An 11282-nucleotide genomic window follows, 5' to 3' on the forward strand; every position below is an offset into this window, starting at 1 on the left:
CGAACAGATCGGCACCGTGGAGAAGCACGGGGGTGTCTGGATGCCCAAGGACACCGCCGGAGCCTGGGTCGGGGCAGCCGCCGGCCGACGCGGCTACCTCACCCGCCGGGTCGCGGCCATCGAGCTGTCCATCACCGTCCCGCTCCCGCCGCCGGAGGAAGACGAGAAGTATCGGGTGGCACCAGGCCTCACCCCGTCGTAGACCCTTCGTCGTAGCCACTACGCTGCACCCCAATCGGACACTCTGAGTGACTAGCTACTGCTGGGCCCCGCCATTCCTCGCCATCAGGAAGGGCGGGGCTCTCTACCTCTTGGAGCTGTGGGCAGTCGCCGTCATGATGGACCCCAAGGATGAGCTGGCGGTTCGTCAGAAAGCGATACGCCTGACACGGCCTCATACTCGCGCGCGATCCTGGTTCCTGCACTAACGGCCATGCAAGATCGCGCAAGTGAAGTGACAGGAGGGGTAGCCATGACGATACGGTTCTTTGGTATCGACCCGGAGACCGGCCAGGGGAACAGCCCGACCATCTGGGTGGACGAGGGGATCGGGGACTTACTGGTCCAGACCTATATGGCCGATGAGGCGTCGATCGCTGGCGCGCTCGCGGCCGGCCACGGTCCGGACCACGAGAACACGATCCCGGCGCACGAGGGAGTGTTTCGGATTCCGGCCCGCATGGTGCCGATTCTCAGGAGGGCGTGTGATGAGGCAGAGCGTTCCCAGCTTCGTGGAGATGCTGGACTCGGCGAAGAGCACGGCGGTGCACCTGGAGCTGCGTGACCAGTACAACGTCGCTGAGGAAGCCTCCGAACTCGCCAAGTGGCTCCGCGGTGAAGCTGTCGACGTTAACCCCGACTCGGAGTACTGGAGCGGGTGGAGCGACCTCGTCCGCCGTACCGTTGCCCGAGGTGTCCAGGTGCGCCGGGCCCGCGTCGTCTCAGTGCCGGTGACGGACTACGTGCGGTACGAGCACCACATTACGAGCGTGAACCTGGCCATCGGCGAACAGGTGCGATGGCTGCCCCGAAGCGAGGCGTCGCATCTCGCCCTGCCGGGCAACGACTTCTGGCTTGTAGACGGCCGTGCCGTTCGCTTCAACCTGTTCGATGGTCCCGGGGCGGCGTTGGATCCGCAGTACTCCGAGGACTCGGCGGTCGTCGAGTTGTGCGCCAACGCCTTCGAAGCGGTCTGGGAGCGCGGAGTGGAGCACGAGAAGTTCGCCGTCTGAGTTAGTACGCAGGACCGCCAGATCATGCCCCTGTCCCCATCGTCCAGTGCGCAAGGCGCCCGTGAGACGATCGCCAAGAGGTTGAAAGCCCTTCAGCAAGAAGCTGGCCTGACGGGGCATCATCTGGCCCTACGGACGGGCTTCAGCGAGTCCAAGGTCTCTCGCATCGCAGGGGCCAAAACGCCGCCCTCCGCAGATGACATCCAGCGATGGTGCGTGGCCTGTGGTGCCGAGGGCGAGGCGGCCGATTTGGTTGCCGCGAGTCGTGCCGCCGACGAGATGTACGTCGAGTGGAAGCGCCTGCATCGAACAGGCATGAAGCACGCCCAGGACGCCATCCTGCCCCTGTTCGAGAACAGCCGGCAGATCCGGATGTACTGCTCCAACGTTATGCCGGGGATCGTCCAGCGCCGTGAATACGCTCGCGCGCTGATGGGAGCCATCACGGCCTTCCAGAACACGCCGAATGATGTTGAGGCCGCCGTCGAGAGCCGCCTCCAACGGGGGCGCTATCTCCATCAGGGGGGCTGCACCTACGCCTTCGTCCTGGAGGAGACGGTCCTGTACTACCCCCTGGGCGACGAGGAAGCCATGGCGGATCAGCTGCGCCACCTGCTGGACATCATGGCCCTGCCCCGCGTCAGCCTTGGGGTGATTCCTTTCCGAGCGCCGCGAGCTATGTGGCCGCTCGAAGCCTTCTACATGTTCGATGATCGGCAGGTGGACGCCGAGTTGCTGACCGCAGTCGTCAAGATCACGACGCCGAGCGAGATTGCCGCGTACTCGAAGGCCTTCAGGGTTCTCTCGGGCATGGCGGTACACGGCCGCGAAGCGCGGACCCTAATTGAGCAGGCCATCCGCGCTCTCGGGTGAATCCGTGCAAGACGGTGCAAGATAGTGGCACCGTCTGTAGCTGCCTCCCTACGGTCTATCACGCACCCCCACCGCCACGGCGAAGGAGGACAGACCGATGGCGAGACGCAACCCCAAGCGTGAGTACCGCGAGGTCGACGTGGGTCGGAGCAAGAGTGAGTCGAACCGACTTCCCCCCGGCTGGAGCCCGCCGGACGACTACAGGACGGCCAACGCCGCCAGCCGCCCCCTGTCCGGGGCTGGCGAGCTTCAGATCGCCGCCGTGCGGTCCTGGTGCACCTGCCCCGCCTGCGTCGCCCGCAGGAACGCCGCATGAGCACCGATGGAGAGGCGCAACTGTGAAAGTCGGTGTGATCCAGGGCGACCCGGTCCGGCACCGCAAGGACGGATGGACGGGCACCGTCGCGGAGACCCCGAGCAGGCTCGCCAACCACGCCTGGGTGAACCGGGACAGCTCCAGCGATCCCTACCGGAGATGGTCCTGCTGGTGGACTTGGAGGCCGCGGGTTGAACACGCTGCCGCCCTCCTGGCCTCCGGGCGAGGGGCGCGTCGTGGACCGGCCCGACGGCTACCGCGAGGGGACGTGCTGGGTCTGCTCCCGGGAGACGCTGGTCTGCGCGGGCACCTCGCTCCAGGCCCCCGGTGACCCCCAGCGCACCTGCCACCCGATCTGCAACGACTGCATCATCCGCGCCCGGACGCCCCACCGCCGTGCCGCGCTGCGGGCCGCGCTCGACAAGCGCCCGGCGTAGGTCCCGTGTCGAGCCGCCCGCAGGAGAGCGCCGAGGACGACGGACAGGCGGTGGCCGACCACCATCCACCCCCTACGGAGTACACACGTCTGATCCGCCGGTGCCGCGTGAAGTCAACGTGAGCGTCGTGCCGGCCGAGGGCTATCAGCTGGAAATCGCGGGGGCACTGTCCGACCCGTACGTCGCGGCGGACGACATCGACAGGCACTTCGAACAGGTCATCGCCGACGCGGTTCGCCGGGAACTGTTCATCCCCGACGACGTACCGCTCGTCCTGATCATCACGGACTCCGACGGGGAGAACATCCGGGCCGAACAGCCGTCGAACCCCAAGTAGCACCCACAGACCCCCGTCCCGGCCGACCTGGGGAAGAACGGCCGGGACGGGCAGCACCACCCGGCGGGCATCCGTCCGCCGGACACGACGAGCACAGAGGTAGCGGCATGGGCAAGCGCGGAGGCGGCACCGGTTCCGGTAACGGCGGCAAGCAGCAGGACGACAGCAACAAGGGCTCCGGGCACGGCGGTGGCGGCTCGGACGAGGGCGGCAACACCTCGGACGGCCAGAACCCGGCGGGCGGTAAGTAGCCAGTGACCGGCGAGACGCACAGGGAGGCGGGCCCTCAGGGGCTCGCCTCCGCGCTGGTGGCCAGCGGCGCACTCACTTCGGACTGGCTCCCCTCCTTCGAGGCCGTACCCCGCGAGCAGTTCGTCCCGGACCGCATCTGGCCGGGCATCGCGACCGGCACGAAACAAAACCCCGTGGTGTACCGGTCGAAGGACCCCGGGGCGTGGTGCAGGGCGGTCTACTCGGACATCCCACTGACGACGCAGTGGGACGACGGCGACCACGAGGGGGATGGGCTCGGGACGACCCCGAGTTCGTCCAACTCCATGCCGACGATGGTGGCTTCCATGCTCCGCACGCTGGACGTGAACGCGGGTGACCGGGTGCTGGAGATCGGCACGGGTACGGGCTGGAACGCGGGCCTGCTGGCCCGGCGGCTCGGGGACGCGAACGTGGTGAGCGTCGAGTACGACCCGGAGGTCGCCCGGGGGGCGGGAGAACCTGGGCCGGGCCGGACTCGCGCCGACCGTGGTCGAGGGCGACGGGCGGGCCGGGTGGCCGCAGGGCGCTCCCTACGATCGCATCATCGCCACGTGCTCCGTGCTGGAGATCCCTGCGGCGTGGCTGGAGCAGTCGGCCCCCGGCGCGGTGATCGTGGCCCCGTTCGGCACCGAGTACGGCGGCGAGCAGATCGTCCGCCTGATCGTGAACGACGACCGGTCCCGCGCGGTCGGCACGTTCACCGGCGGCTCCGCCTTCATGAGGCTGCGTCAGCAGCGCACCGAACGGCCGCTGTTCGAGGAGTACCTGCACGGGGTGCCCTGGCCGGCCGACGGCGTGAAGAGCACCACCACGCTGTCCCCGTGGGACACCGGCGAGTGGTTCCAGCAGTTCGTCATCGGCCTCGGGGTACCCGGCGCGTTCTGGCGTGCCGAGCGCTACGACAACGGCGCGTACACGCTGTGGATCTACAGCCGCGACAAGCGGTCCTGGGCGTCAGCAGACTACGAGCACGGCCGCACCGAGTACGAGGTGTACCAGTCCGGGCCCCGCAACCTCTGGGACGAGGTGGAGGCCGCCTACCGCTGGTGGGACGACCAGGGCCGCCCCGGCTTCGACCGCTTCGGCCTCACCGTCACCCCCGACGGCCACACCGTGTGGTTGGACAGCCCCGACAACCCCGTCCCCACCCGGGACTGACACCTCGCACCCCCGCCGCCCTCAACCCCCAGCGGCGGGCCCGCCTCCGCCCTGCGGCTGCCCCCGCTGCCGCAGGGCGGAGGACTCTCCACCCTCCTCAGGAGTAGCCATGTGGGCCACCACCGAACAAGACCGGCAGGCCATGCTCAGGGCACTCGTGATCGCCGCGCTGCCGGCCATCGCCCTCCGGTACGCCTCCGGCGTCGGCGTCAGAAGGCTCGCGACGGTTTACGGGTGCGATTCCAACTGGCTCCAGGCCCAGATGATCAAGGCCGGGTACCGCGTCCGGCCACTTGAGGAAGCAACCGGTCTGCGCCCCGCACCCTGGCCGTGGATGCCTATCAGCATGCCAGGGCGGAAGACGATGCCCTGATTGGGCGCCTTCGGTCGCTAGGTCGCGTGGGCCCCGGCAGGGTCGTGGCACCCAACACCTCAGCACATTTCCGCAGGTCGGGAACAAGGTGCAAGGGTGATACGTTCTTCCAGGTCGTCTCCGAGGGGCAGTGGAAACTGTTCCAGCCCTGACAGCACCGGGTAACTCCCGGCACTGGGCGGCCAGGACGTCGGGGTGGCGGGCGTCGGCGTTGCGCCAGCGGAAGTAGGCGTGCAGCGCGCGGGTCTGGACCGTGTGGTTGGGGTAGTCGGAGTTGGCGAGGGTGACCTGCCGCAAGGGTCCGAGGTGCGCCTCGATCGGGTTGGCGCAGGAAGCGTTGGCCGGTGTGAAGCACAGTCGACCACGGTGCACGTGGCGCACGGGGTTGTCGTGCAGGCGCAGGTCCTGGGCGAACAGGGCGATCGAGAGGGTCATCGGCGGGACCTCGGAAACGATTGAACGGTGGGGGTGCGTCGGGGTGGCAGGGGCAGGAAGCCGCTGGTGCGGGCCGCGTACTCGGCCCAGCCGGGCCGCTGCGCGCCCATCTGCCGCTCAAGCATCGGTTTGCCGCTGCCGAAGGCCAGCAGGTAGGTCATGAGGATCGGGCTGAGGACGAATGCCCAGCCGCTCGGGGTGTCGGCGGCGAGCAGGAACAGGCCCCACCAGACGCATGCGTCCCCGAAGTAGTTCGGGTGGCGGGTGTAACGCCACAGGCCGCGGTCCATCACCCGTCCCCGGTTGGCGGGGTCGGCCTTGAACCGCGCGAGCTGCCGGTCCCCCACCGCCTCGAAGAACAGGCCCACCGCCCACAGCGCGGCGCCCGCCCAGGCGAGCGCACCAGGCGGGTGGGGAATGTGCTGGGCGGCTTGGACCGGCAGGGAGACGAACCAGACGATGGCGGTCTGGAGCAGGTACACCATTCGCAGCGCGTACCGGGTCCGGGCCGGGCCCTCGGGAGCGCGGGAGAGCATCCTGGCGTAGCGCGGGTCCTCGGGCGCGCCTCGGGCGCGCCACCAGATGTGCGCGGACAGCCGCAAGCCCCAGACCACGACGAGTACGGTTGCGAGCAGCCTTCGCCCGGGATCCCCGTAGCCGTCCGAGAGCGCGTAGCCGGTCAGCGCGACGGCGGTGAACGCCAGTCCCCAGGCGACGTCCACGCCCCGGTGGCGCCCGGTGCGCACTCCGACCGCGAACGTGATGAGCAGGACGGCAAGGGCGACGGCGGCGGTGACGGCGAGGCTGAGCGCGAAGGCGCCGGCGTTCACGTCAGAACCTCCCGGGCGGGCCGCCGGACAGGTTTGCCGAGGGCTGTGTCGATGAGGGCCGCCGCGCTCATGCCGTCACCTCTTCGCGGGTCAGCAGCAGTTGGTGGACGTCGAGGTAGCCGGTGCGGAACCCGGCTTCGGAGTAGGCGAGGTACAGCTCCCACATGCGCTGGAACACCTCGTCGAAACCGAGGGCTGCGACCTGCGCGGACTGCTCGGTGAAGCGTTCGCGCCACAGGCGCAGGGTCTCGGCGTAGTGCGGCCCGTACGCGCCCGCACAAGTGACCCTCAGCCGGGTGTGGCGCGCGGCCGTCTCCGTGATCGCCCGCACGGACGGGATGAGGCCGCCGGGGAAGATGTACTTGAGGATCCAGGTGTAGGTGCGGCTGCTGGCGAGCATCCGGTCGTGCGGCATGGTGATCGACTGGAGGGCGACCCGGCCGCCGGGGGCCAGGACCCGGTCGAGGGTGGCGAGGTACTCCGGCCAGAACGGTCGCCCGACGGCCTCGATCATCTCCACGCTGACCACGGCGTCGTACTCGCCTTCGGCGGCACGGTAGTCGCAGAGCCGAACTTCCGCCCGTTCTTCCTGCCCGGCCGCGGCGATGCGCCGGCGGGCCAGTACGAGCTGCTCCTCGGAGAGGGTGAGGCTGACTACCCGGGCACCACGGGCGGCGGCGCGCAGGGCGAGTTCGCCCCAGCCGGTGCCGATCTCCAGCAACCGGGTGCCGGAGCCGACGTTCGCGAGGTCCAGCAGCCGGTCGATCTTGCGGTGCTGCGCCGGGGCCAGCCCGTTCCAGGTCGCTTTCGGCTCTGGGTCCGGGCCGGTCGGGAAGAGCGCCGAGGAGTAGGTCATCGTCGGGTCGAGGAACAGGGCGAACAGGTCATTGGACAGGTCGTAGTGGCGGTGGATGTTGCGCCGGGCGTTCGCGGCGGTGGACAGTTCCCCGGACGGCGGGCGCTGAACGTAGAACCGGCGCAGCCACTGCGTGCCGGTCGGTACGAGGGTCTCGGGGGCGGTGGCCAGTTCGGTGAGGAGCGCGACGAGGTCGGGGCTGTCCCAGTCGCCGGCCTGGTAGGACTCACCGAAGCCGATCAGGCCGCTCTCTCCGACACGGTGCAGGAAGGCGCGAGGGTGGTGCAGGCGCAGGACCGGTGCGCCGGGCGGGGCCGGATGCAGGGTTCGGCTGCCGGGGAGTTCGACGCGCAGGTCGCGCCGCGCGGCCACCCGGTGCAGCAGGCGTCCCGCGACGGCCGCGCGCAACGGAACGTGCGGCACCCGGGCGACATCCGGCCAGCGGGCGGGGTCGACGGCTGGCGCCGACGTCACCGGCTGGGAAACCGTGCTCGTCATGGGATGGGCACCTCTTCTGTGAGCGTTGGTTCACCGGCTGACAGGGACGAACCGGCAGCCGGGCGGGGGTGGACGGGCAAGCCGCTCAGCCACAGCCGGATGCCCCGGTAGCGGATGTGCAGGCTGACGGCCCAGGTGGCGAACGGGTGTGTAAGCGCGACACGCAACAGGGCTGCCGGGCCTGCGGCGCGGCCGGTGCCGCGGACCGTGGCGGTGAAGGCGCGGCCGCCCTCCCGTTCCAGGTGGACGGTCAGGCTCAGCCGCTTCCCCGGTTCGGGCAGCAGCATCCGGTAACGGCCGTCGACGGGGAAGAACGGTGAGACGTAGAAGTCCTTGCGGGTCTCGCCACGGCCGGTGGGATCGGGGGGCAGCAGGTAGCGGTGCCGGCCGCCGTAGGTGTTGTGGACTTCGACGACCGTGCACAGTGGCCGGCCTTCGTCGTCGCGGCACCAGTACACCGTCAGCGGATTGAACACGTGTCCGAGCGAACGTGCCTGGGTCAGCATCAGCACCTGTCCGCCGCCGAGTCGGATGCCCTGCTCCGCGAGGTGGCGTTCCAGGTCCCGACGGATCGTCGGCCCCGTCCCGGCGGGGTCCGAGGCGTGGTCGCCCGCCCGGAAGGCGGCCAGCGGCCGCAGCGGCCACGGCACGGACGGGAGCCGGTCCAGATCCACCAGCCACAGGTAACCGCGGTGGCGGAAGGCGTGCCGCCCGGGAACGGTGCGTACGTGCGTGGTGAGGGTGTCGTAGAGGACAGCGCCCCAGGGCCCTGGCAGGGTGGTCACTGCGCGCTCACCCCCAGCAGGGACCGCGCCGCGTCGACACCGGAGCGGCAGCCGTCCTCGTGGAACCCCCAGCCGTGGTAGGCGCCGGCGAACGCGGTGCGGGCGGTGGCGAGTTCGGGGAGCCGGCGCTGAGCGGCGACGGTGCGCGCGGTGTAGACGGGGTGCTCGTAGACGGTGCGGGAGACCACCAGGTGCTCGGGGACGGGGCGCTGGCGGTCCTCGTTGAGGGTGACCAGGTAGTCGTCGGCGGCATCCAGCCGCAGCAGCCGGTTGAGGTGGTAACTGACCCGTACCCGGTCGGAGGGGGCGGTGCAGTGGGGCATCCGGTAGTTCCACGATCCGCGGGCCCATCGGGCAGCGGGCAGGACGGTGGGGTCGCGGTGGAGCACGGTCGGGTTGCGCGAGTAGGTGAAGGCGCCGAGGACCTCCAGCTCGGAGTCGGTCGGGTCGGCGAGCAGTTGCAACGCCTGGTCGGCGTGAGTGGCGACCACCACGGCGTCGGCCTCGGCGCGGTGTCCGTTCCCGGTCACCACGGTGACGCCGTCCGAGTGGCGGCGCACCACCCGTACGGGGGCGGAGCGGTGCACTGCGGTGAGCCGCTCGGTGATCTTCTCGACGTAGGTGCGGGAGCCGCCGACGACGGTGCGCCACGTCGGTGAGCCCGTCACGCTGAGCATGCCGTGGTTGTCGAGGAACGCGAACAGGTAGCGCGCCGGATAGTCGCCCGCCAGGTCGGGGGCGCAGGACCACACGGCGGAGACCACCGGGGTCATGAAGTGGTTCACGAAGTACGATGAGAAGCCCTCGGCGGAGAGGAATTCGCGCAGGCTCGGGTCGCCCGCCGCCGGGTCAGCGAGGAGGCGGCGAGCCAGCCGGTGGAAACGCGGCGCCTCGGCCAGCATCCGCAGGTAGCGGCCGCGCGCCAGGGTGGCGGGCTTGGCGAACAGGCCGACCGGCCCGCGGGCGCCCGCGTACTCCAGGCCACACCCGTCGCAGCGCACGGACATGCTCATCTCGCTGTCCCGGGTGCGGATGCCGAGTTCGGTGAAGAGCCGCACCAGGTGGGGGTAGGTCCGCTCGTTGTGGACCAGGAAACCGGTGTCCAGAGCCAGCACCCGCCCGTCTGCGGTGGTCGCCTCCTGGGTGTGGGCGTGGCCGCCGAAGCGGGTGTCGGCCTCGAACAGCTCGACCTCCACCCCGGCCCGGGACAGCTCGTACGCCGCAGTGAGTCCGGCCACGCCGGAGCCCACCACCGCCACCCGGCGCAGACGTGCACCACCATCTGCGGTGGCGGCAGTCCGGGTGGTGAAGTCGGTGCCGAACATTGTCACAAGAGCCCCTCCCGACGGGGCCGCAACGCGGCCCGCATTGTCGTTGCACCGAACCTTCGGAACCGGCTCGGGCGCGGATTGGCCCGACCTTCCAGTTGCGGGGAACTCGGGTGAACGGCGCGCCGGTGAGCTGCGCGGTCGGCTGGTGTGCCACTGGGCGGGTTGAGAGGCGAAGTGGTGAGAGCACAGCCGGGAGTCAGCGACCGGGTCCGTCGTGGTCCTGTGGGGTGTCGGGTGGTGGTGTGCGGGTGTCGCGGGGTTCGGGGTGGGGCTTGTCCTCGGGTGGGTGGCCGGCTTCGATGGCTCGTCCGCGTTCCAGTTCGACGTTGAACTCCAGGCCCAGCAGGATCGCGACGTTGGAGACCCAGAGCCAGAGGAGGAAGAGGATCACGGCGCCGATGCTGCCGTAGGTGCTGTTGAGGCTGTTGAAGTTGGCGACGTAGAGGGCGAACGCGCCGGAGGCGATGACCCAGAGCGCGACGGCGACCAGGCTTCCGGGGAGGATCCAGCGCAGCTTGGGCGCTTCGGCGCTGGGAGCGGCCCAGTAGAGCAGGGTGACCATCGCGATGACGATGATGACGAGGACGGGCCATTTGGCGATGTCCCACACCTGTACGGCGTTCTCGCTGACTCCGAGGATCTTCCCCGTCCGGGTGGCCAGTGCGCCGGTGAAGACGACACCGGTGGCGGTCAGGGCGAGGAGCGCGATGATGACGACGGTCAGGGCGAGCCGCGTGGGCAGGGTCTTCCAGAGCGGCCGGCCCTCAGCGGTGTCGTGGACCCGGTTGGCGGCGCGCATGAACGCCGCGACGTAGCCGGAGGCGGACCACAGGGCCAGGACGATCCCGATGGCCAGTGCGAAGCCCGCCCTGCCCTGGTCGGTCTGGAGTTGCTGCACCACGGTGGTGAGGAGCTGGCGGACGGATCCGGGACCGAGGTCGCGGAGGCGGTCGAGCAGCGGCTTGGTGGCGGAGCTGCCGGCCAGTCCCAGGATCGACACCAGCGCGAGCAGGGCGGGGAAGATCGCCAGCAGACCGTAGTAGGTGAGCGCGGCCGCCGCGTCGCTGAGGCTGTCGGCCTTGAACTGCTTGGTGGTGCGTTTCAGGACTCCCCACCACGACTTCTTGGACAGGTCGGTCGGGCTCTCGGTGGGCCCGGCTCCGTTGGTGGCGGGCCCGGCCCTGTCGGCCGTGCTGGTGTGCCGGTGTTCGTTCTCGTGTCGTGACATGGGTGCCAACCCGGCGTGTCGGGTGTCTGTTTCGGGGTCTCAGTCCTTGACCACCTGGTAGATGCCGTAGATGACTCCGGGCACATGGCCGCAGAGCTGGAGGAGGAAGGCCCAGAGCACCTTCATGCTCGGCCCGTCCTTGATCAGTACCGCCAGGAACGGCAGGACCAGGCACAACAGCACCAGAAGGACCTTGCCCATGATCATCCCTCGTTCCGAAGGTGCGGTGGCCGACGGCACGGTGACCCGTCTCCTCATCGTCTCACCGTCGGCCGCCCGGCGGGCAGTCGGCCGGACCGCACAGCGCGCCCGGCATGCTC

The 11282-nt window shown here is 69.8% G+C and carries 15 protein-coding genes and 2 pseudogenes; 10 read left to right on the forward strand and 7 right to left on the reverse strand.

The window, feature by feature from the left end; all coding sequences use genetic code 11:
- The first annotated feature begins 40 nt into the window (after positions 1-40).
- The 10 genes and pseudogenes from ACIO9K_RS07415 to ACIO9K_RS07460 all read left to right on the forward strand — a co-directional run bounded on the left by ACIO9K_RS07415 (position 41) and on the right by ACIO9K_RS07460 (position 4999).
- On the forward strand, positions 41-202 hold the full coding sequence (locus tag ACIO9K_RS07415) for a hypothetical protein (protein ID WP_363625588.1): 162 nt from the start codon (positions 41-43) through the stop codon (positions 200-202).
- A gap of 270 nt (positions 203-472) precedes the next feature.
- The gene (locus ACIO9K_RS07420; RefSeq protein ID WP_363625586.1) at positions 473-784 is read left to right on the forward strand and encodes a hypothetical protein; all 312 of its coding nucleotides are present in this window, start codon (positions 473-475) and stop codon (positions 782-784) included.
- Positions 708-1232 (forward strand): DUF6879 family protein, encoded by a 525-nt coding sequence (locus ACIO9K_RS07425; protein WP_363625584.1) that lies wholly within the window; start codon positions 708-710, stop codon positions 1230-1232. Before ACIO9K_RS07420 ends, ACIO9K_RS07425 begins: the two co-directional genes overlap by 77 nt.
- A gap of 24 nt (positions 1233-1256) precedes the next feature.
- The gene (locus ACIO9K_RS07430) at positions 1257-2105 is read left to right on the forward strand and encodes a helix-turn-helix transcriptional regulator (protein ID WP_363625582.1); all 849 of its coding nucleotides are present in this window, start codon (positions 1257-1259) and stop codon (positions 2103-2105) included.
- Positions 2106-2657: 552 nt separating this feature from the next.
- On the forward strand, positions 2658-2858 hold the full coding sequence (locus tag ACIO9K_RS07435) for a hypothetical protein (RefSeq protein ID WP_363625578.1): 201 nt from the start codon (positions 2658-2660) through the stop codon (positions 2856-2858).
- Between the two features lie 118 nt (positions 2859-2976).
- On the forward strand, positions 2977-3195 hold the full coding sequence (locus ACIO9K_RS07440) for a hypothetical protein (protein WP_363625576.1): 219 nt from the start codon (positions 2977-2979) through the stop codon (positions 3193-3195).
- A 107-nt stretch (positions 3196-3302) separates the two neighbouring features.
- Complete coding sequence (locus ACIO9K_RS07445; RefSeq protein WP_363625574.1) at positions 3303-3446, forward strand: hypothetical protein; 144 nt, start codon at positions 3303-3305, stop codon at positions 3444-3446.
- A 177-nt stretch (positions 3447-3623) separates the two neighbouring features.
- Positions 3624-3857: pseudogene (locus ACIO9K_RS07450) on the forward strand (protein-L-isoaspartate(D-aspartate) O-methyltransferase); the annotation flags it as partial.
- Positions 3858-3954: 97 nt separating this feature from the next.
- Entirely contained in the window at positions 3955-4626 is a 672-nt protein-coding gene (locus tag ACIO9K_RS07455; RefSeq protein ID WP_400327697.1) for a hypothetical protein, read from the forward strand.
- A 109-nt stretch (positions 4627-4735) separates the two neighbouring features.
- Positions 4736-4999: a hypothetical protein gene (locus ACIO9K_RS07460; protein WP_363582719.1), complete on the forward strand. Its 264-nt coding sequence runs from the start codon at positions 4736-4738 to the stop codon at positions 4997-4999.
- A gap of 165 nt (positions 5000-5164) precedes the next feature.
- Here ACIO9K_RS07460 and ACIO9K_RS07465 read toward each other — a convergent pair.
- The 7 genes and pseudogenes from ACIO9K_RS07465 to ACIO9K_RS07495 form a co-directional block, all read right to left on the reverse strand.
- Positions 5165-5356: pseudogene (locus ACIO9K_RS07465) on the reverse strand (IS630 family transposase); the annotation flags it as partial.
- Positions 5357-5430: 74 nt separating this feature from the next.
- Positions 5431-6264, reverse strand: coding sequence for a DUF1295 domain-containing protein (locus ACIO9K_RS07470; RefSeq protein WP_400327699.1), 834 nt, complete (start codon positions 6262-6264; stop codon positions 5431-5433).
- A 67-nt stretch (positions 6265-6331) separates the two neighbouring features.
- Complete coding sequence (locus ACIO9K_RS07475; RefSeq protein ID WP_400327701.1) at positions 6332-7618, reverse strand: class I SAM-dependent methyltransferase; 1287 nt, start codon at positions 7616-7618, stop codon at positions 6332-6334.
- Positions 7615-8394, reverse strand: a complete 780-nt coding sequence (locus tag ACIO9K_RS07480; protein WP_400328049.1) for a DUF1365 domain-containing protein — start codon at positions 8392-8394, stop codon at positions 7615-7617. The genes ACIO9K_RS07475 and ACIO9K_RS07480 overlap by 4 nt, the downstream gene beginning before the upstream one ends.
- A gap of 5 nt (positions 8395-8399) precedes the next feature.
- Positions 8400-9728 (reverse strand): NAD(P)/FAD-dependent oxidoreductase, encoded by a 1329-nt coding sequence (locus tag ACIO9K_RS07485; protein WP_400328051.1) that lies wholly within the window; start codon positions 9726-9728, stop codon positions 8400-8402.
- A gap of 202 nt (positions 9729-9930) precedes the next feature.
- Complete coding sequence (locus ACIO9K_RS07490) at positions 9931-10962, reverse strand: YihY/virulence factor BrkB family protein (protein ID WP_400327703.1); 1032 nt, start codon at positions 10960-10962, stop codon at positions 9931-9933.
- 39 nt (positions 10963-11001) lie between these two features.
- Complete coding sequence (locus ACIO9K_RS07495) at positions 11002-11163, reverse strand: YqaE/Pmp3 family membrane protein (protein ID WP_363581191.1); 162 nt, start codon at positions 11161-11163, stop codon at positions 11002-11004.
- Positions 11164-11282: the final 119 nt, after the last annotated feature.

The organism is Kitasatospora sp. NPDC087271 (assembly GCF_044744605.1).
Classification (GTDB): Bacteria; Actinomycetota; Actinomycetes; order Streptomycetales; family Streptomycetaceae; genus Kitasatospora.

Bases quoted from the DNA above. Each gene is read 5' to 3' on its own strand.
- ACIO9K_RS07475 (WP_400327701.1), bottom strand. From the start codon at position 7,618: ATGACGAGCACGGTTTCCCAGCCGGTGACGTCGGCGCCAGCCGTCGAC.
- ACIO9K_RS07420 (WP_363625586.1), top strand. From the start codon at position 473: ATGACGATACGGTTCTTTGGTATCGACCCGGAGACCGGCCAGGGGAAC.
- ACIO9K_RS07425 (WP_363625584.1), top strand. From the start codon at position 708: ATGAGGCAGAGCGTTCCCAGCTTCGTGGAGATGCTGGACTCGGCGAAG.
- ACIO9K_RS07495 (WP_363581191.1), bottom strand. From the start codon at position 11,163: ATGGGCAAGGTCCTTCTGGTGCTGTTGTGCCTGGTCCTGCCGTTCCTG.
- ACIO9K_RS07460 (WP_363582719.1), top strand. From the start codon at position 4,736: ATGTGGGCCACCACCGAACAAGACCGGCAGGCCATGCTCAGGGCACTC.
- ACIO9K_RS07490 (WP_400327703.1), bottom strand. From the start codon at position 10,962: ATGTCACGACACGAGAACGAACACCGGCACACCAGCACGGCCGACAGG.
- ACIO9K_RS07485 (WP_400328051.1), bottom strand. From the start codon at position 9,728: ATGTTCGGCACCGACTTCACCACCCGGACTGCCGCCACCGCAGATGGT.
- ACIO9K_RS07445 (WP_363625574.1), top strand. From the start codon at position 3,303: ATGGGCAAGCGCGGAGGCGGCACCGGTTCCGGTAACGGCGGCAAGCAG.
- ACIO9K_RS07430 (WP_363625582.1), top strand. From the start codon at position 1,257: ATGCCCCTGTCCCCATCGTCCAGTGCGCAAGGCGCCCGTGAGACGATC.
- ACIO9K_RS07415 (WP_363625588.1), top strand. From the start codon at position 41: ATGCCCAAGGACACCGCCGGAGCCTGGGTCGGGGCAGCCGCCGGCCGA.